The 20,573-nt window shown below is 43.9% G+C and carries 16 protein-coding genes and 1 tRNA gene; 11 read left to right on the forward strand and 6 right to left on the reverse strand.

Annotated elements, in window-relative coordinates; translation table 11 throughout:
• Positions 1–202: 202 nt before the first annotated feature.
• The gene (locus ARB69_RS18440; protein WP_055154641.1) at positions 203–1,513 is read left to right on the forward strand and encodes a DUF977 family protein; all 1,311 of its coding nucleotides are present in this window, start codon (positions 203–205) and stop codon (positions 1,511–1,513) included.
• A 136-nt stretch (positions 1,514–1,649) separates the two neighbouring features.
• On the opposite strand, the gene ARB69_RS18445 is transcribed toward ARB69_RS18440, so the two are convergent.
• Positions 1,650–2,495, reverse strand: a complete 846-nt coding sequence (locus ARB69_RS18445) for an AraC family transcriptional regulator (protein ID WP_055154642.1) — start codon at positions 2,493–2,495, stop codon at positions 1,650–1,652.
• A 151-nt stretch (positions 2,496–2,646) separates the two neighbouring features.
• Here ARB69_RS18445 and ARB69_RS18450 point away from each other — a divergent pair, with 151 nt between their 5' ends.
• The 7 genes from ARB69_RS18450 to ARB69_RS18480 all read left to right on the forward strand — a co-directional run bounded on the left by ARB69_RS18450 (position 2,647) and on the right by ARB69_RS18480 (position 13,255).
• Positions 2,647–4,134, forward strand: a complete 1,488-nt coding sequence (locus tag ARB69_RS18450; RefSeq protein ID WP_055154643.1) for a rhamnulokinase — start codon at positions 2,647–2,649, stop codon at positions 4,132–4,134.
• A gap of 69 nt (positions 4,135–4,203) precedes the next feature.
• Positions 4,204–6,009, forward strand: coding sequence for an L-fucose isomerase (locus tag ARB69_RS18455; protein WP_055154644.1), 1,806 nt, complete (start codon positions 4,204–4,206; stop codon positions 6,007–6,009).
• A 280-nt stretch (positions 6,010–6,289) separates the two neighbouring features.
• Entirely contained in the window at positions 6,290–6,730 is a 441-nt protein-coding gene (locus tag ARB69_RS18460) for an RbsD/FucU family protein (RefSeq protein WP_050640081.1), read from the forward strand.
• Positions 6,731–7,237: 507 nt separating this feature from the next.
• Positions 7,238–8,218, forward strand: a complete 981-nt coding sequence (locus tag ARB69_RS18465; protein WP_055154645.1) for a LacI family DNA-binding transcriptional regulator — start codon at positions 7,238–7,240, stop codon at positions 8,216–8,218.
• 650 nt (positions 8,219–8,868) lie between these two features.
• Complete coding sequence (locus ARB69_RS18470; protein WP_055154646.1) at positions 8,869–10,740, forward strand: PTS beta-glucoside transporter subunit IIBCA; 1,872 nt, start codon at positions 8,869–8,871, stop codon at positions 10,738–10,740.
• 19 nt (positions 10,741–10,759) lie between these two features.
• A complete protein-coding gene (locus ARB69_RS18475) occupies positions 10,760–12,163 on the forward strand; it encodes a glycoside hydrolase family 32 protein (protein ID WP_055154647.1) in 1,404 nt (467 codons plus the stop codon).
• A 231-nt stretch (positions 12,164–12,394) separates the two neighbouring features.
• Positions 12,395–13,255: a glucosaminidase domain-containing protein gene (locus ARB69_RS18480; protein ID WP_050640078.1), complete on the forward strand. Its 861-nt coding sequence runs from the start codon at positions 12,395–12,397 to the stop codon at positions 13,253–13,255.
• Between the two features lie 259 nt (positions 13,256–13,514).
• Here the strand turns inward: ARB69_RS18480 and ARB69_RS18485 are convergent, their stop codons facing one another.
• The 5 genes from ARB69_RS18485 to ARB69_RS18505 all read right to left on the reverse strand — a co-directional run bounded on the left by ARB69_RS18485 (position 13,515) and on the right by ARB69_RS18505 (position 16,277).
• Positions 13,515–13,718 carry a cold-shock protein gene (locus ARB69_RS18485; RefSeq protein ID WP_025656549.1) on the reverse strand — a complete coding sequence of 68 codons (204 nt, stop codon included), beginning with the start codon at positions 13,716–13,718 and terminating at the stop codon, positions 13,515–13,517.
• A 260-nt stretch (positions 13,719–13,978) separates the two neighbouring features.
• Complete coding sequence (locus ARB69_RS18490) at positions 13,979–14,374, reverse strand: HEPN domain-containing protein (RefSeq protein WP_050640077.1); 396 nt, start codon at positions 14,372–14,374, stop codon at positions 13,979–13,981.
• The gene (locus ARB69_RS18495) at positions 14,367–14,699 is read right to left on the reverse strand and encodes a nucleotidyltransferase domain-containing protein (protein ID WP_050640076.1); all 333 of its coding nucleotides are present in this window, start codon (positions 14,697–14,699) and stop codon (positions 14,367–14,369) included. The genes ARB69_RS18490 and ARB69_RS18495 overlap by 8 nt, the downstream gene beginning before the upstream one ends.
• A gap of 317 nt (positions 14,700–15,016) precedes the next feature.
• A tRNA-Ala gene (locus ARB69_RS18500) sits at positions 15,017–15,089 on the reverse strand.
• A 129-nt stretch (positions 15,090–15,218) separates the two neighbouring features.
• On the reverse strand, positions 15,219–16,277 hold the full coding sequence (locus tag ARB69_RS18505) for a LacI family DNA-binding transcriptional regulator (RefSeq protein ID WP_055154648.1): 1,059 nt from the start codon (positions 16,275–16,277) through the stop codon (positions 15,219–15,221).
• A gap of 380 nt (positions 16,278–16,657) precedes the next feature.
• Here ARB69_RS18505 and ARB69_RS18510 point away from each other — a divergent pair, with 380 nt between their 5' ends.
• The 3 genes from ARB69_RS18510 to ARB69_RS18520 all read left to right on the forward strand — a co-directional run bounded on the left by ARB69_RS18510 (position 16,658) and on the right by ARB69_RS18520 (position 20,573).
• Positions 16,658–18,079: an alpha-L-fucosidase gene (locus tag ARB69_RS18510; RefSeq protein WP_083487150.1), complete on the forward strand. Its 1,422-nt coding sequence runs from the start codon at positions 16,658–16,660 to the stop codon at positions 18,077–18,079.
• A 12-nt stretch (positions 18,080–18,091) separates the two neighbouring features.
• Positions 18,092–19,432, forward strand: coding sequence for an ABC transporter substrate-binding protein (locus tag ARB69_RS18515; RefSeq protein WP_055154650.1), 1,341 nt, complete (start codon positions 18,092–18,094; stop codon positions 19,430–19,432).
• A gap of 256 nt (positions 19,433–19,688) precedes the next feature.
• Positions 19,689–20,573: a carbohydrate ABC transporter permease gene (locus tag ARB69_RS18520; RefSeq protein ID WP_157355666.1), complete on the forward strand. Its 885-nt coding sequence runs from the start codon at positions 19,689–19,691 to the stop codon at positions 20,571–20,573.

Consider the following 20,573-nt stretch of genomic DNA (forward strand, 5'->3'; position numbering starts at 1 on the left):
CATCGGCTGTTCTAGAATCACTTAGCAGCATGGGTGCATATCGCAACGGCATATACAGCCCCAGCACCTTCCCGGCCTCCCTGTCATGAAGCGTCCCCGTCCGTCGACAGGACTGAAGCCTGTCAACTGAATCCCGATTTAACCGTATTGCTTGACTAGAATGGTTAGAATGTGGTTAGAATAAAAGTGAGGAGGCGATTTTATGGAGTTTCGGGAAAGTGAAACAGAAGAACTTAAGCAGATAGTTGTAGAAGATGTTAAGAAGGAAATCGTGGCCTTTGCAAACAGTGAGGGCGGCATTCTGTATATAGGCGCGGCGGACGACGGCAGCGTTGTGGGGCTTGAAAACCCTGATGAAACTATTCAGCAGCTCACCAATATGGTGCGCGATTCCATCAAGCTGGATGTGACGATGTTCATTCGTTATGATACCATGGAAACCGAGGGAAAGCAGCTTGTGGCCGTTCGTGTTCAGCGAGGCACTGGCCGGCCTTATTATCTGGCGCGCAAAGGTCTGAGGCCAGAGGGCGTCTATGTGCGGAAGGGTACATCATCAGTGCCTGCTACACACACAAACATACGCCGGATGATCAAAGAGACGGACGGCGATAGTTTTGAAGAGATGCGTACTTTAGAACAGGAGCTGACCTTTAAAGCGGCCAGGGCAGAATTTGCCGGGCGGAAACTGGAATTTGGCCCGATGCAGATGAAAACGCTGGGGATTTTGAATACCGATGGGATTTACACCAATTTAGGCCTGCTACTGTCCGACCAATGCGCCTACACCATCAAGGCGGCTACCTTCGAGGGTTCCGATCAAAATGTATTTAAAGACCGCCGTGAATTTTCCGGTTCCCTGCTGGCGCAGATGGGCGCGGTATATGAGTATATTGACTTGCGGAATCAGACGCATGCCATTTTCGATAAGCTGCGGCGAATCGACACACGGGATTATCCAGAGGTGGCCGTGCGTGAGGCGTTGCTGAATTCATTGGTACATCGGGATTATTCCTTCCGTGCCAGTACGATGATTAGCGTATATATCGACCGCATTGAATTTGTTTCCATTGGCGGCCTGATGACCGGTGTTACATTAGATGATGTGATGTTGGGCCTGTCCGTATGCCGTAATGCTAAACTGGCGGATGTATTCTACCGCCTTCAATTGATTGAGGCTTATGGCACAGGTATGAGGAAAATCATGGGAGCTTACCAGGGTACCGGAAAAATACCGCAGATTGAAACAACAGATAATGCGTTTAAAATAGTTCTGCCCAATCTCAACGCCGATGCTGCACCTAACCCCAATCTTCAAAATACAAGCAAAGATAAAAATACAGAACAAATTATTCAGCTTATTAAAGCACAGGGAGCAGTAACACGACAGGATGTAGAAACTTTATTAAATGTAAGCCAAACCACCACGGGCCGCTACCTAAAACAAATGCTGCAAAACGGCCTGTTACTGCGGGAAGGCAAAGGGAAAAACACAAAATACATCCTGCCGCACTGACAGGAGGTGAAATATATAAGCATAACAATCTAAAAACAGCCGTCTTAGTAGAAGTAAATTTTCTGCTGTCAAATAAACCGCAATTCATAACCAGCCCACATCCGCTGCCCCCTCGTCATCTGCGTCCTCCCCTCCATTAGCAGAGATACTTTTTCGGTGTAGTCCCCTTATATTTTTTGAAGGTTTTGATAAAATAGCTCAGATCATTGAAGCCCGAATTATAAGCAACCTCGGTGATGGACTGATCGGTGGTAAGCAGCTGATAGCAGGCACGTTCTATGCGGTAGTAGTTGAGATAATCGACTGGCGTGCGGTGTGTCATCTCCTGGAAAAAGCGGCAGAAATATTTCGGCGACATATTGACACTGCTGGACATCTCCTCCAGAGTGAGCGGGGTATTGTAGGCCGATTCCATAAACTCCAGTGCAGTCTTGAGCTGAACGATACGCCGGTGGTTTCTGGGAGGCTGCGCGGGCGTAGGGTTATAATATTTTTCTGAGAAAACAGAGCCTGTCAGCTGATAAAGGGCTCCCAGCACGATCAGCTGATAGCCTTCTTTTTTTGAAGCCATTGCATCGAACATGGACCAGACGATCTGGTGGATATCGTTACAGGAATCCGGAAATACATAAGTAAGCTCCACCTCGTGATCAATGATCTTTCGGATGAACTTGCGGCAGGAATCGTTTTTATTCATCAGCATGTTCATGTCAAAAACGATACATTCATAGGTGCAGTCCTGGGGAGTTCCAGCGTGCAGGGCGCCTGCCGGAACGATGATGGAAGAACCCGCGTCAACTGTGAATTCCTCTTCATCGATGGACAACAGGAAAGTGCCTTTTATTATACGCATAATTTCAAATTCCACATGCCAGTGGAGCGACATGACATATTGGGGATGCGCGGGGGTAATATGGTGGTATTCTACGGGAAAGTCGACAGTACCCCTCTGCCAGCTTTCACGGTAATTGATATACTGCATGATACTCCTTTATGTGAATATTGTTATATTTTTTACCATTATAGCACAAGTATCTTGTCATGGACAATGTTAAAATGTAGCTAATGACAGGTTCATGGTAACAGTCCAGACTTGTCGAAACTGTTACGGTTAATGATCTTTGAAAGGAGGAATGTGTGTGAGCAGTGAAAAGAAGCAGGTTCTTGCATTTGACTTCGGGGCGTCCAGCGGACGTGCAATCCTTGGGACCCTGGAGAACGGGAAGATACATATGGAAGAAGTATACCGTTTTTCCAATGATCCCGTTATCATAGGCAAGACCATGTACTGGGACACATTGAGACAATTTTTCGAGATAAAACAGGGTATTATCAAAGCAAAACAAAAAGGCGGCTTTGACAGTATCGGAATTGATACGTGGGGGGTTGATTTTGGCCTTCTGGACGAGCATGGGGTACTGCTTGAGAGTGCTGTGCATTACAGAGATGACAGGACGCTTGGCATGCAGGAGGAAGTGTTTAAGGCAATTCCAAAAGATGAACTTTATGATATGACAGGGAATCAGTTTGAAAACTTTAATACTGTATTCCAGCTCTATTCCTTAGTGGAAAAGCGGCCCTGGATTCTGGAAAGGGCTGACAAGCTGTTACTGACTCCGGATCTTTTTAACTACTTCCTGACCGGGGAGACGAAAGCGGAGTATACGATGGCTACAACTACACAGCTCATGGATGCAAGGAACAAGGCGTGGTCAGATAAGATTATGGATGCACTCCGTATTCCGAAGGATATTTTCCCGGAGATTGTGCCAAGCGGGACGGTCGTAGGGACTCTGAGTGATGACATCTGCGATGAACTTGGAATCCAGCCGGCAAAGGTAATCGCGGTTGCCAGCCATGATACACAGAGCGCCGTGGTAGCTGTACCGACACAGGAAGATGACTTCATGTTTATCAGCTGTGGAACATGGAGCCTGTTTGGAACCGAACTGAAAGCTCCGGTTATCGGAGAAAAATCTCTTGCATGCAATGTGAGTAATGAGGGCGGTTACGGTGATACCACCACACTGCTTAAGAATATAATCGGACTGTGGCTTGCTCAGGAGAGCAGAAGACAGTGGATCCGCGAAGGTAAGGAGTACTCCTTCGGGGAGCTGGAACAGATGGCCAGGGAAGCGGAGCCGTTCCAGAGTTTTATTGATCCCGATGCGCCGGAATTTGTACCGGCCGGCAATATCCCGGAACGTATCCGTGAGTTCTGCCGTAAGACGGGACAGAAGGTGCCGGAGACAATCGGTGAGATCATGTGCTGCATCAACCAGAGCCTTGCGCTGAAATACAGATATGCTCTGGAGCAGATTGAATCATGTACAGGAAAGCACTATCCGACCATCCATATGATCGGCGGCGGAATCCAGAGCAAACTGCTCTGCCAGATGACTGCGGGGGCGAACGGACGCAAGGTGATTGCTGGACCGGTAGAGGCTACGGCGCTTGGCAATATTGCCGTACAGCTCATGTCTCTTGGCGAGATCAAAGACGTGAATGAGGCAAGACAGATTATTGCAGATTCAGAAGAAACATATGAGTACATTCCGCAGGATGAAGAAAAGTGGAATGCGGCATATGAGAAATTTAAAACTTTTATTCAACAAGATTAGTATGGATTTTCCCACCCCTGCAGGTGGAGAGATGAATCACTAAAAACAAGATTAAGGAGGAAACAAATCATGGCAAAATCAAGACTTATCGGAGACTACCCAGTAATAGGAATCAGACCTACGATCGACGGAAGAAGAGGGGTTCTGAAGGTACGTGAATCTCTGGAAGAACAGACAATGAATATGGCGAAATCAGCTGCAAAACTGTTTACAGAGAACCTGAAGTATTCAAACGGCGAGCCGGTTAAGGTTGTAATTGCTGACACCACAATCGGACGTGTGGCAGAGGCTGCTGCATGTGCAGATAAATTCAAAAAAGAAGGCGTTGATATTACACTGACGGTAACACCTTGCTGGTGCTACGGTGCAGAGACAATGGATATGGATCCACAGACAATCAAGGCTGTATGGGGATTCAACGGAACAGAGAGACCAGGAGCTGTTTATCTTGCATCTGTACTGGCTACACATGCACAGAAAGGCCTTCCGGCATTCGGCATCTATGGACATGACGTTCAGGAAGCTGATGATACTGAGATTCCATGTGATGTAAAAGAAAAATTACTGAGATTCGGACGCGCTTCCGTTGCTGCAGCAACCATGAGAGGCAAATCTTACCTGCAGATCGGTTCTATCTGTATGGGAATCGGCGGATCAATCATTGATCCGGCATTTATCGAGGAATACCTTGGCATGCGTGTTGAATCTGTTGATGAGGTGGAAATCATCCGCCGTATGACAGAGGGCATCTATGATGAAGCTGAATTCCAGAAAGCCCTTGCATGGACGAAGGAAAAATGCAAAGAAGGTTTTGATAAGAACCGTGAAGACCTCCAGAGAAACAGCGAGGAAAAGGATGCTGATTGGGAATTCGTTGTAAAAATGATGTGCATCATCAAAGACCTGATGAACGGCAACGAAAACCTGCCGGAAGGAAGAGAAGAAGAGAGGGTTGGACACAACGCTCTGGCAGCTGGATTCCAGGGACAGAGACAGTGGACAGACTTCTATCCGAACTGTGACTTCCCGGAGGCTATGCTGAATTCCTCCTTCGACTGGAACGGAGCAAGAGAACCATACATCCTTGCAACAGAGAATGATGTACTGAACGGACTTGGAATGCTGTTCAGCAAACTGCTTACAAACTCAGCACAGATTTTTGCAGATGTACGTACCTACTGGAGCCCTGAGGCTGTTAAGAGAGCTACAGGCGGATATGAACTGGAAGGACACGCAAAAGAAGCAGGCGGATTTATCCATCTGATTAACTCAGGCGCAGCATGCCTGGATGCGAACGGACAATCTAAAGACGCTGATGGAAACGGATGCATGAAGCCATGGTATGATGTAACAGAAGAAGACCAGGAAGCAATGCTTAATGCAACGACATGGAACTATGCTGACTTCGGATACTTCAGAGGCGGCGGATTCTCCTCCAGATTCGTAACAGAAGCAGAGATGCCTGTAACCATGATCCGTCTGAACCTTGTGAAGAACTTAGGACCAATGCTTCAGATCGCTGAGGGATGGACCGTAAAACTTCCGGATGAAGTAACAGATGTGCTGTGGAAGAGAACAGACTATACATGGCCATGTACATGGTTTGCACCAAGAGTAACAGGAGAAGGCAACTTCGCAACTGCTTATGATGTAATGAACAACTGGGGAGCTAACCACGGTGCAATCAGCTATGGACACATTGGTGCTGACCTGATCACACTCTGCTCAATCCTGAGAATTCCGGTAGCAATGCATAACGTTCCTGAGGAGAAGATCTTCAGACCTGCATCATGGAATGCATTCGGACAGGACAAAGAGGGCCAGGATTTCAGAGCATGCCAGGCTTATGGACCAATGTACAAATCAATCAGATAATTGCCATAAATCAATTACAGGCACATATATTTTGCCTATATACTACAATAGCTCAGATTTGTCTGCGCTGCTGTAAAACACCAAACACCAATACCTAACTAACCAAACAAAGAGTGCCTGTGCCAACCAGGTGCTCTTTGTATTGACATTTATGGGCATTGATGTCTGAATACTTCATCACCAAAGTTTCAGTGCTTGTGACACATGCTATCTGCAGCAGAGCTTAAGGGGGGAGTACCAGGAATCGTCAGCCCAACTAAAACACAGGAGGACATGAATAATGTTAAAAGGAATTCCACAGATTTTATCACCAGAATTATTAAAAGTATTATGCGAAATGGGACACAGCGACAGACTGGTTATCTCTGACGGCAACTTTCCGGCAGAATCCATGGGAAAGGATGCAATCGTGATCCGCTGTGACGGTCACGGGGTTCCGGAGATCCTGGATGCTATCCTTCAGGTATTCCCTCTGGACACATATGTAGAAAAGCCGGCAAACCTTATGCAGGTTATGGATGGTGACGATGTAGAGACGCCGATCTGGGATACATATAAAGAAATCATTGCAAAGCATGATGAAAGAGGCGGGGACGCAGTGGGGAATATTGAGCGTTTTGCATTTTATGATGAGGCAAAAACAGCTTATGCAATCATCGCTACAAGTGAGAAGGCGCTTTATGCGAATATCATGCTTCAAAAAGGGGTCGTTGTGGAGTAAAGCAGTTGGACCTGGTATGGGGACGCCGCAGGAACCGGACATAGAGGCCGCCGGAAACGGGTTACGGCTGTAAGCTGGAGTAAAGCAAAAAAGAAGGAAAGCAGGGGCAGCCTGCCCACATCACGTGAAGTCCGGATGACTTCACGCGCTGGGGGCAGGAAAAATTGTAATTTGGTAATTACAATTTTTACCCCTGCTTTCCTTCTTTTTTCCTTAACTCCGGCTAACAGCCGTGCTGACGCTTCCGGCGGCCTCTATGTCCGGATCCTGCGGCTGGCGCTATAGGGCGGGAGACGCTATACTCTGGGAAGTACTCTAAAGTGAGGCGGATGGAATCAGGGAAATTTTGCCAATATACTGAATTGCAAAATCCAGCTTGAATTGCTTTAAGCTGGATGCTACAATTATTCTATGATTATAGTTGCTCCTTTTTGGAGGAGCATGGATTGCATGATTTTTTGAGTATAAATTGCTTCGTTTAGGGAGCATGGATTGAGAGGAACGACAATGACGATTACAGAAATTGCGAAGATGGCAGGGGTTTCGGTATCTGCTGTTTCGAGATATTTGAATGACGGATATATCAGCGAGGAGAAGAGGCAGAAGATTAAGACTGTCATTGATAAGACGGGATACAGACCGTCCAAACAGGCGCAGATTCTCAGGACAAAAAGGTCAAAGGTGATTGGGGTGATTCTGCCTAAGATCAGTTCGGAATCTATTGCAAGGGTGGCTGACGGTATCAGTTCTGTTCTATCGGAAAAAGGGTATCAGATGCTGCTTGCCAGTACGGAGAATAATCCCAAAAAGGAAATTGAATATCTCAATCTGTTGAAGAATAACCCGGTCGACGGAATCCTGTTTTCGGCTTCTGTTTATGACCGGGCGCATCAGGAAGCTTTGAAAAAACTGGGGATCCCAATTGTTATTATCAGTCAGAGGTTTGACGATTGCGCCTGTGTCTATCATGACGATTACGGCGCGGCCAGAGCCATGACAGAACTGCTTCTGGAGAGCGGGAAAAAGAAGGTTGCACATATTGCCGTATCACAGAAGGATGAGGCCGCAGGGAAAAGCCGGACCGAAGGTTATAAGGACGCGATGAAAGAGTATGGACTGGAAGTACCGGAAAAGATGATTATAACGGCAGGTTTCAATATGGATGCAGGGTATGAAAGTATGAAAAGGCTAGTGAACAGATGCCCGGAATTGGATGCTGTATTCTGTGCCACAGATACACTCGCGGTGGGGGCTGTAACATGTCTCAAAGATATGGGCAGAAAGATACCTGGGGAAACAGCAGTGGCGGGGATCGGGCATAATCGCTTGTCCAGGGTGGTGACACCCAGAATAACAACGGCTCATCTGTTCTATAGAACCAGCGGAATAGAAGCCGCAAATATGCTGCTTGAGATGATCGAGAATGAAGCGAACATATACAGGCAGACAAAGCTTGGATATGAGGTGGTCAGGGCAGAGAGTGTATAAGAGTGAGAGAAGGACTCTGGTGTAAGGAGCCGGAGTGGAAAGTATTATGGCTGTGATGTCTGTCCATTCCTAAGTAAAGCTATATAATAAATGACCGGATTTTATGGTACAAGAAGGATTCGCTGTGTTGTCCGACGGCAACGCGGCCTTCTATGACATTTGATATTACGAATCAAAAGTCATCCATAAACTCCGGTCTTTTTGCGTAAATGCGCAATCTTTAAAGAACGGGCTCTCAGTATGTGTTTTTACATAATTGTGGTAATTTCAGGGAATAATGTTTATCTTGAAAGCAGATAAGGCACCTGTCCTATAAGTGTGAATAAGTAACAAGTTCGTCTTGATGGGAGACAAATCAGTTACTGTTCAGACCGTGCCGTGCACCTCGCTGCACGGCATCAGAGGCAATGAAGTGATGGTCTCGGGGCATCTGCTCCTCGCCGCAAATACGCCAAGGCGTACTCGAATTGTGAAATATAGACAAAAAATGGCATGCATTTTTGTTCTATCTACCTATTTACAGATTGTGAAAAGGTGATAAAATATAAGAGAAATATGAAAACGATATCACATCAAAATTCGTGTAAAATACGAGAATTTATGTGATGATAAAAAAAATAAGTGATAACGATATCGTGGAGGAGGGCATTATGGATTATCATGCGATAGCGGAACAGATTCTAAAGTATACCGGGGGAAAAGAAAACCTGATATCTGCTGCACACTGTGCAACCAGGCTTCGGCTTGTGATTGCGGATAACGAGAAGTGTGACAGTGCGGCTGTTGAGAATGTGGATGCTGTAAAGGGGGTATTTTTCGCATCGGGGCAGATGCAGATTATTCTGGGGACAGGAACTGTTAATAAAGTCTATGACGAATTTATTAAAATTGCGGGAATCAGCGAGGCCAGTAAAGACGATGTGAAAAGAGAAGCTGCAAAGAGGCAGAACCCATTTAAGCGGCTGATTAAGACGATCGGTGATATTTTTGTACCGATTATTCCGGCTATCGTGGCAAGCGGATTTTTGATGGGAATCATGGAAGCCCTGAACTTTATGGTAAATAACGGGTACGTGAATATTAATACGAACGGCTCAATTTATCAGTTTGCGGTGCTGTTTAGCAACGTTGCATATGTATTCCTGCCTATTCTAATTGCATTTAGCGCGGCAAAGGTGTTTGGCGCCAATCCATTTCTGGGTGCGGTGATCGGTATGATCATGATCCATCCCGATCTGCAGAATGCGTGGACGGTTGCAACGGAAGGTGTGCAGAAAACACAGGAAGTGTTCTTCGGACTATGGCGGGTAGATATGGTGGGCTATCAGGGACATGTCATTCCGGTTATTATTGCTGTTTTTGTTCTCAGCATTATAGAAAAGAGACTTCATAAGATTGTTCCACCGATGTTTGATTTGTTTGTAACGCCACTTGTCAGCGTTTTTGTGACGGGGTATCTGACACTGGCAGCGATCGGACCGGTCTTTGTATTCATAGAAAATGGGCTGCTGAACGGGATCCAGAGTCTTCTGACCCTTCCCTTTGGAATCGGAAGCTTTATCATGGGCGGGGCATACGCGACCACGGTAGTATCGGGAATTCACCATATGTACACGGTGATTGACATCGGCCAGCTGGCACAGTACGGACTTACATTCTGGCTGCCTCTGGCATCAGCCGCAAATGTGGCACAGGGTGGTGCTGCATTTGCAGTAGCATTAAAGAGTAAAAATAAGAAAATGAAATCTGTGGCTCTGCCTTCCGCACTGAGTGCCTGTATGGGAATCACGGAACCAGCGATTTTTGGTGTAAACCTGCGTCTCGGAAAGCCATTTATCGCGGCATCTATCGGTGGTGCCTGCGGGGCGTTGTATGCGTCTCTTGTCCATTTGGGGGCAACAGGTACAGGCGTGACAGGAATCTTTGGAATCCTTCTGCATCTGCACAGTCCGCTGCATTATGTCATAGCCATGGCAATTGCATTTGGTGTTGCATTTGTATTGACAGGAATTCTGGGCTTCAAAGAGGAACCGGCGTCTGTAAAAAGCGGTCAGGTGGAAACTGTTATGGAAGAAGCGCAGGAAACAGAAGACGGAAATAACGGGGAATTGATATTGGCCAGCCCTTTAAAAGGCCGGGTTATCCCTCTTTCTGAGGTGCCTGATGAGACGTTTGCGTCCGGCGTGTTGGGGGATGGTGTCGGTATACAGCCGGCAGAAGGAAAAGTATATGCGCCCTTTGACTGTACTGTGGCGGCGGTATTTGACACGAAGCACGCGATCGGATTGGAAACGTCGGATGGAGTGGAACTGCTGATCCATATTGGGATGGATACTGTTAAGCTGAACGGGGAACCCTTTACGGTATATGTGGAGGCTGGAGAGACGGTAAAGGCCGGAGGGCTCCTTGTGGAATTTGATATGGATAAGATCAAAGCGGCAGGACTTGATACGGTAACACCGGTTATCGTTACGGATCCAGGGAAGTATAAGAGCATCAAAATCACCGGCAGACAATCATAAATGACAAGGGGGAATATATATGTTAGAAATGAATTGGAGCGACAAATGGCGGCTGGGGCTGCACCTGATGCCGCCCACGGGCTGGCTCAATGATCCTAACGGGTTGTGTCAGTTTCAGGGAGTATATCATGTGTTTTTTCAGTATTCTCCGGATAATCCGGAGGGAGGGCGCAAGTGCTGGGGGCATTATACCAGCACGGATCTTCTGGAGTGGCAGTATGCAGGGATTGCACTGTCACCGGATGCCGAATTCGACCGTAATGGCGTCTATTCGGGTTCTGCCGTTGTTTCGGAAGGAGAAATGTATCTATTTTACACAGGCAATGTAAAGCTTGAGGGGGACTATAACTATATTACAGATGGGCGGCAGAGCAATACGGTTCTTACCGGCAGTGAGGACGGCCTCAACTTTGGCGAAAAGAAATGCCTGATGACAAATGAAGACTATCCGGATCATCTGACCTGCCATATACGGGATCCGAAAGTTGTAACGGGAAAAAGCATTGGAATAGAAGATGATAACTTTTATATGTTTCTGGGGGCAAGGACCAAAGATGACAGGGGAGTGGTTCTTGTGTATAAAAGCCCTGATCTGGAAAGCTGGGAGCATACGAATATACTGACAGGAGAAAAAAGATTCGGATACATGTGGGAGTGTCCTGATGCATTTATGCTGGGAGAGAAAAAGATACTGAGTGTTTCTCCCCAGGGGGTAGAAACGAGAGGAATTGACTATCAGAATGTATATCAGTCCGGATATTTTGAATTGGATGGAAGCTTTGACGGAACGTATCGGTTGAAGAACTTCCGGGAATGGGACAGAGGCTTTGATTTTTATGCCCCACAGACATTTTTGGATGAACAGGGCAGGCGGCTCCTGATCGGATGGATCGGTATGCCGGATGACCAGGAACAGTGCAACCCGACGGTAAAGGACGGCTGGCAGAATGCACTTACTGTTCCCAGGGAGGTGTTTCTGAAGGATGAAAAGGTGATGCAGTATCCGGCGGAGGAACTGCTGTCGCTTCGGAAAGAGGAGCAGACGCTGGAGCCTGGTAAGGCTTCAGACAAGATGCAGTGTTATGATATAGAAATTACAATGCTTGAAAACACGGACATGACCCTTGTAATAAGTGAAGGAATTACTTTGTGCTATAGCAGAAGTGACAAAATGTTTACCGTTACTTTTCTTGAGGAACAGAACCTGGGGTATGGAAGAAAAAGCAGGGCCGTGTATCTGGATGAGTGCCGGTCTGTCCGGATCCTGGCGGATACTACCTGTTTGGAGGTATATTTAAATGGGGGAGAAGAAGTATTTACCACAAGATTTTATACGGAAGATGGTATGAGCAGTTTCCGGGCAGAAAAGGGAGACATGGAGATAAAATATTGGGTGATGGAACCAATGAAGGTTAAATTGTAAAGGCGGTACGGCGAGTGATGGGACGCTGGCCAGAAGACGGCTATGGTGCATGGACGTCTTCTGGCCAGTTGTTTTATCATGAAAGCGGATAAGACTCGTTGCAGTAACAGTTCAGACTTGTCTGAACTGTCACCGTTACTAAGACTTCCACCTTTATAATTGTTTTTGCATATTGCATTTTACTGTGCATATATTGTAAAGTATAAGCAACACAGTTTTTGGACAAGGGTGATGATGATGGATTGGAAAGGCTTGAATAAGAATAAGATAAAGATCTGGCTTGAAGCAGGATTGGCGCTTTTGCTTGTTATTGTGATTGGGGTAGCCGGGCACAATGGGGCATTTACTAAGAAAGAGGCAAAGGCAGGCCAGGAAAAGAGTGCGAAGGAAGAAACGCTGAATAAGGCAGTGAAAGAAAATGAGGCGGCTAAGTCCGGGAAGAATGACAGCGCCTCAGAGGCAGACGGAAAAAAGGATACGGATAAAACAGCGCAGGATCAGCCAGTGCAGAATAAGGAAGAAAGCAAGGAGACGGAGGAGGTTATTGCCGAGGGGCAGTATCCAATTATGGGAAAGAGTACGGTTACCGTGGAACAGATGGTGGAATATTTTAAATCCAGCCAGGAAAAGTATCCGGCGGAGGAGTTGAGCAAGGGCGGTGCAGACAGCATAGAGACATTCTGCCAGATGTATTACGATGAGGCGGTAGCTGAAGGAATCAGGCCGGAGGTGCCTTTTGTGCAGACCATGAAGGAAACCGGGTGGCTGCAGTATGGAGGGGATGCTTCCATTGAACAGTTTAATTTTGCAGGGCTGGGTACTACCGGAGGCGGGGTTGCAGGGAATTCTTATCCAGATGTACGGACCGGAATCCGTGCGCAGATCCAGCACCTGAAAGCTTATGCCACTGCAGACGCCCTGACCCAGGAGTGCGTGGATGAACGTTATGAATATGTGACCAAGGGGTCAGCGCCCTATGTGGAATGGCTGGGGCAGCAGGAGAACCCGGAAGGGTATGGCTGGGCTACGGCAGATAACTATGGCTATTCCATCGTGGATATGATTTCTAAATTGAAACAGCTGGGAGAGTAAACTCCCCGTCAATTGACTTTTTGGAAGCGGATAGATTGCTCTGAAGTTATATTACAGTGCTGCCCTTTGGGGGCCTGTATAGGGGATGTCCTTTGAGTATGTTAATGCTTCTGAATCGGATCAGTCAACAAAAAATGCCAGGAAAGCGAGGTGCAGTCAGCAACTCAGCTCTCCTGGCATTTTTAGCCGGAAATTATAATCCGTGTAAAACAGTTCGGGCAGGCCTGAACTGTTATGCATCCGTTCGGTTAAACCTGGATTATGCAACACAGACATTGACAGCCTGGAGGCCGCGATTGCCCTGAGCAATGTCAAATGTAACGTTCTGTCCGTCTTCTAAAGACTTAAAGCCGTCCATTGCCAGCCCTGAAAAATGTACGAATACATCTTCTCCGTTTTCGTTGTTTGTGATAAATCCAAATCCTTTTTGTGCGTTAAACCATTTTACTGTACCGTTATTCATAGTAGGTACCTCCTAATTTTTTTTGTGCATTTTCTATAAAACTAAAAAAAGCATATATACGTAATCATTAATAAAAAAATGACTACCGAATATATGCGAAATCAAGACTTTATTTAAAATACTTTTTGTATCATAACATTAAAAATATCAAATGTCAAGCGAAAAGTTTTATATTTTCTGTGTTCCTGTTACTATTCAGTTACTGTTCAGACCGTGCCGTGCACCTCGCTGCACGGCATCCGTCTCGCTGAATACTCTACTTACTTTTGTGCATTTAAATACTCTATAATAGATTCTACAATTAACTCTGCAGTCTCTAGTTGAGTTTGCGCCTGTTCTCTGGATGCAAAATAAAAGTCATCATAATCACTTTTTTCTCTCAAACGTTTCAAAGTTGCAAGTTTTCTTCCCAATTCTTTTGAAAAAATTGTTTTAGCAACATAATGCTGATTAAAATATGCAACTACATCTTTGTGCCGTTTAAAATCTACCGTTCCCATTGCAAGGACTGCTTTAATCGCGTAGAAAGCAGAGTAATAAGACCTGTTAATCGAATCCTTATATAAGGAATTCTCTAAGCAATGTTTTGCCACGCTTAAACTGTCTTTCGCTTCCTGCAATCTGTAATTACTTAATTCTTTTTGTCTGTCATCCATCTAGTACAACGCCCTCCCTCTCTACGTTATCATAAAAAGGTAATGATCCCAACCAGTAGTTAAAGTGCTTCTCATTCTTAATAATAACACTGATATCCAAAAAGTATTTCATTTCGAAATCAAATGCAATATCAAAAATTTTTGTTTCTATCTTTTCAATTTCTTCATCTGTATATGTCGTCAATACCATAATATCTATATCTGAATTTTCTTTTTGTTCACCACGGGCATATGAACCGTAAAGAATAATTTTAGTTAGTTTGTCCCCTAAAACCTGCTTTATTTCCTGGGAAAATTCCATAAGTATGTCATGTATGTCTTTCATTACAATCACTCCTTTATTTATGATTTTAACCATGACGCTACCCGATTCATTCAATTCACATTGTTTTTATATACTTTATTATAACACGCGGCCTAGTATAAGCCAATCTAAATCCCTTACTGTTTCGCTGGCCTAATTTTCCGATAGCACAGACGCAAAAGCCTCAGCGTAGCCCCACTACGCCTACGTTTGTGGAGCAGCACTCTCGAAAATTTATCTCAGCTTATGAGTCAGTTACTTATTTTACGATGTACTAGAGCTTATGCGGCATAGAAATAGGCATAACTTCCTGATTATATAAGTTATGCCTCATGCTATGGAGTATACGGGATTCGAACCCGTGGCCTCAACAATGCGAATGTTGCGCGCTCCCAACTGCGCTAATACCCCATACGAGAATTATAGCATTTTCTACAGAAATGGCAATACAGAAAATTCAGAAAACATAAAATTTATTCAAAAAGAACTCTGAATTCAGAGAGTTCTTTTGCGTCTCTGGAAATGATGCAATGATTTCCTCTAATTGCTTGGACAAACGGATACAGACTTCCTTTCTATTATTTGAGCTGCAAACTGTATATTTCTTGTGCAGGACTTAGTAATAGGATCTGATGAATGGATTTTTTCCAGCAATATGCGTACAGCCTCCCGCCCCAACTCGCTTCTCGGATAAGCAATTGTTGTAAGAGGAGGAGTGACATATTGGGAAAACTCAATGTTATCACATCCTGTTACGGAAATATCTTCCGGGATAGAATAACCGTGCTCTTGGATGGCACGCATTGCCCCAATAGCAACTTTGTCATTTGCTGCGAAAATGGCAGTTATATTATCCTGCGATGCTAACAGTTTTTTGGTTTCTGTATATGCTTTTTCCATCTCCCAGTTGATATTGATGATAAACTCGGGGGAGAGGCTAATCTGGTTGGCAAGGAGGGCCATGACATATCCTCGAAAACGCCCTTCATAATCGAATAAATTTATCCGCCCTTCAGTAAAACCCGCAGTATCACCGAGAAATGCAATATTTTTGTGTCCGAGCTGGATCATTCTGTCCACAAGTAAATAGGATGCACGTTCAAAATTTATGGAAATACGGTCATTTTTAAATTCATCATAACCTCTGAGCATTTCAACAGCCGCAATCCCTTTATTGTAAAAGTGCTGACAGATACTGAATGGTACCTCTCCTATAAATATAATCCCATCACAGTCTATGGAGTCACATTTTTCTTTCAGCTCTTCAGCGCTGAATTCTTCTGCGGATAATGCAAAGCTTAAATTGCATTTTTTGCTTATGAGTTCCGCCTCTATTCCTTTGATGATATCTGAAAAATAACTGTCATCAAAAGAACTTTCGTCTTTTGTGACAATATAGCCGATATTTTTGTTTTTTGATCTGTTGCTTGTACTCCTTTTTTTGGGTTTTACTTTATAGCCTAATTCATGCACGCTTTCCCATATTTTTTCTTCTGTTTCTTTGGTGACATTCATTGTCTTGTCATAATTTATAACCCTGGAAACTGTAGTTAAGGAAACACCTGCTCTTTCTGCTACATCACTTAATTTGGTTGCCATATTTCTTCATCCTTTTCTTTATATCATTCTGCAATAAAATAAGCAGTCTTAATATTAATTTTGTTTTACTAAAACATATATTATCATGTTACAGTTTAGTTTTCAACAAAAACAAAAATGAAATTGAATAAATGACAATTATTCAGTTGATAGCAGATATGCGTATTAGATAAGTAGTTCAGTAAAATAAATTGATAAAATAAAAGAATAAAATTGACAATTTTACTAAAATATGATAAGTTATACATGAAAAGGAGGGAGAAGGTAGTGTCAAATGATTTATGAAAGAAAGGTAAAAAGGTATTTATTTGCAGATAAAGTTCATAAGAAAGCAGTTTTGTTTATAAAAATATATAATTTCAGACACTACCGGTAAAAAGATGGAAGAAAAGAAAATGAATTATGAGGCGAATTGGGAATCATTGAAGCAGCATCAGCCTGCGAAGTGGTTTAAAGATTCTAAGTTTGGTATTTTTGTTCATTGGGGCGTATATTCAGTCCCCGCATGGGCGCCCACTTCAGAATGTGACATTGACCAGTATACAAAGCTGCATGGAACCCATCCATATGCGGAAATTTATCTTTACTGCATGCGATTCAGGAACAGCCCGTTTTGGAAGCATCATGTAGAAACTTACGGAAGTAACTTTCATTATGATGATTTTATACCGATGTTTAAGGCTGAAAATTATAATGCGGATGAATGGGCAAAGCTGTTCAAAGAGGCAGGGGCTAAGTATTCCGTAATGGTTACAAAGCATAGTGATGATTTCGCCATGTGGCCAACGGAATATTCAGACAGGAACGCTTATAAAATGGGACCGCACAAAGATCTGGTAAAAGAATTTGCGGATGCGATGCGCGGCAACGACTTGAAACTCGGATTATACTTCACATGGTGTTTTAATGTATATTATTCTCATTATCCGAGTTTTCCGTATACAGACTATATTCATGCACAGGCAAAAGAATTGATTGATACATACCATCCGGATTTGTTTTGGCCGGATGCAGAATATGCAGTACCCAGACAGAGGGTTCCGGCTGAACTCTGGAGAAGCGAAGAGATGATAGCTTACTATTACAACCAGGCAAAGGATCCGAAAGAGGTTTTAGTAAATGACAGATGGGGGAAGGTTGACAATGAGCGGCTTCTTGGCGATTATATGACGCCTGAATATGCAAGCATGAATGGTATACCGGAGTTTTATTGGGAGACAACCCGTGGGATTGGACGTTCTTTCGGATACAATCAGATGGAAGGTGAGGATGATTATTCCAGCGTAAAAGAACTGGTTCATATCCTTGTTGACAATGTGAGCAAGAATGGAAATCTATTGTTAAATGTCGGACCGAAGGTAGACGGCACGATACCGGAGATTCAGAAGCAAAGGCTTTTAGGAATTGGAAAATGGCTGAAAGTGAATGGCGATGCAATTTATGGAACACGGCATTGGGTTCACTTTGGAGTAGATACAGATAACGGAATTCCTGTTCGTTATACGAAAAAAGGAGATACTGTATATGCAATCGCGCTTGAAAGACCGCAGGGAAGCTTAAAGATCCCATATATTATGGCAAAAGAAAATACAAAAATCCAGCTGCTTGGTCTGCCGCAGGATTTAAATTGGGTGCAAAATGGAAGCGAATTAGAAATTAAATTGCCGGATAATATGGAAGAATCAGAGGCATATGCATTTTCAATCACTCCTGAGCCTTATTGTTTGATTGAAGAAAAAAATAAGCCAAAAATCCTTACGGTAGCAGATCTGCAGGTCATGGGTCTTGATAAACATTGGTAGGAGGAAAAGGATATGAAAAAGCGTAAATTGCTAAGCGTTATGTTGTGTATTATGTTGCTGGTAATGGGGATTTGTGCATGCGGGAAATCAGAGGTACAAAAAGATTCAAGTGATAGCAGCAGTGGTGATGATGAAAAAATAGAGCTTACATTTATGGGATGGCAGCCGGAGCTGCAGATTATGAATGAAAAAATGCTTCCGCTGCTTGAGGAAAAATACCCGAACATTCATATTAAAGTAGAGGTTCTGGAATGGTTTGACTACTGGGACAAGCTAACGATAGATTCTGTTGCCGGGGATTCAGCGGATATAGTTGCCATGGATGTTGATCATATTCCTACATTTCAGGATTATTACATGGGTCTTGATGATCTGGCGGGGGATGTTTTAGGTGAGGATTGGGAAAGTGCATATAATAACGGAGTCTTAGATGATCTCCGCAGTGTGTCTTCTGATAAGTCTTTGAAAATGATGCCTTCGGATATTACTGGATTGTGGTATATCTTTTATAACAAAACGATGTGTGATGAATTAGGGGTAGCGGTTCCGAATGGGGAATATGAAGATCTTGCAAGATTTGCAAAGGAAATTAAAGAAAAAGATCCTTCAGCCCTCCCGGTAGCATTTGCGGCGAAAGAAGACGTTAATCTGGGATTCTTTTATTTGTGGCTGGCAACAAATAATGAATATGGGATTGTGCAGGATGCAGTCGAGGGGAAGGCTTCTTTTGAGGATGAGGCTTTTGTAAAGGCATTTGAACAGCTCAAGAAGATGTATGATGATGGAATACTGGCAGAAGAAAACTTTGGGTTAGATGCTTACCCTGGATGTGACGAAGCGTTTAAGAATGGAAATTGTGCTGCTTATCTGACGGGAGAGTGGTATTTGGGAAATTATCTCATGGGTACGGCATTGAAAGGAACTCCTACTGAAAATGACGAATTTGGAGTAGTTACTATGCAGAATGTAGAAGGGGGAGAGACGTGCATGCAGAAGTATGCGTCTTTCGGATATTCTATCAGCAACGAGTGTGAGTATAAGGAAGAAGCCATGAAAGTTCTGGAGGAGTGGACGCAGGGCGCGGCAGCTGGAGAATGGCTGAATTATATGGCATGTGTACCGGCGGCAAAGGATGTTACGATTGATATGGAAAATATGCAATCTGATGAGGCAAAGGCTACGTATCAGAAAGCTTTTGATGATTTGAATACCAATCCTGCGGTTTTACGTTCGACGTTGAATACAGAACTGGATAATAAAATTGGTGAGGTTGTTGTATCCGTTATGCGCTCCGGACTTAGTGTAGATGACGCATTGTCACAGATCCAGCAGACAGCCGAATCAGTAAGATAAAAAATAGTAAGGCGCAAAAAGACCTTGCCAACTATTTTTTATGCATCGCACGTAAGTGCCCAAAATACGGTCACTAAGTGCTCGTAGCTATTAAATAAAGGAAAAGCTGCAGTTTGATATGCAGCTTTTCCAAATCAGCCGGATGCAGGCAGAGGGCAGATATCTTCAGAAAAAGCCGGTTATAGCAGTGGGAAATAGTAACAGTGCAGGCCTGCCTGAACTGTTAAGGGAAATAGGGGGTTCGGAGGTGGTGTGGATGAAGAAAAATAAGTTATCAGCGTATATCTATATTTTGCCGGCAGTGGGATTTGTAGGCATTTTTTTAATTTATCCTATAATTTTTAACTTTATGTCAAGTTTTACAGAATGGAGAGGGTTAGATTTCAGTACAGCTGAGTTTGTGGGGATGCAGAATTATGCGACTCTCGTGAAAGATCCCATATTTAGAAATGACTTAAAAAATTGTCTGGTATTTATGGTTTTAACGTTGTTCTTTCAGATGAGTATTGGTTTGATTTTGACAGTGTTACTAAATATGAAATTAGTGGGGTTCCGGCTTTTGGAAACAGTTTATTTCTTCCCGGTTGTACTGTCATCGGTTGTGGTAGGTTACACATTTTTACAGATTTTTGAGCCGAATTTCGGTACGCTAAATACATTTTTACAGTCTGTAGGGCTCTCTGGTTTGAAAAGGATGTGGATTGGGGATGCCAGGTATGCATTGTATACGATCTTGATTGCCAATGTCTACCAATGGTCAGGCATGGGAATAATATACTACAGGGCAGGGCTTTCCAATATCTCAAAGGATATCTACGATGCTGCCAAAATAGATGGTTCAGGGTTTTGGCAAAGCTTTTTTCGGATTACAATACCGTTATTGAAAAATACGCATGTTATTATTTTATTGATGGGAACAATCGGGTGTTTGAAATTTTTTGACTTGGCATATATTATGACGAGCGGAGGTCCTGCTAATTCAACTGAATTTCCATTGTTATATTTATATAGAAAGTTTATGCGGGAATTAAATAGTGGACAGGCTAGTGCGGTAGCAATCGTTATCATTATTTTAGCAACGATTCTCTCAATAGGCATTTTGAAAATAACAAGCAATGATAAGGAAGAAGGTGGAAAGTAA

The organism is Faecalicatena contorta (assembly GCF_001404335.1).
In the GTDB taxonomy this organism is placed as follows: domain Bacteria; phylum Bacillota; class Clostridia; order Lachnospirales; family Lachnospiraceae; genus Faecalicatena; species Faecalicatena contortus_B.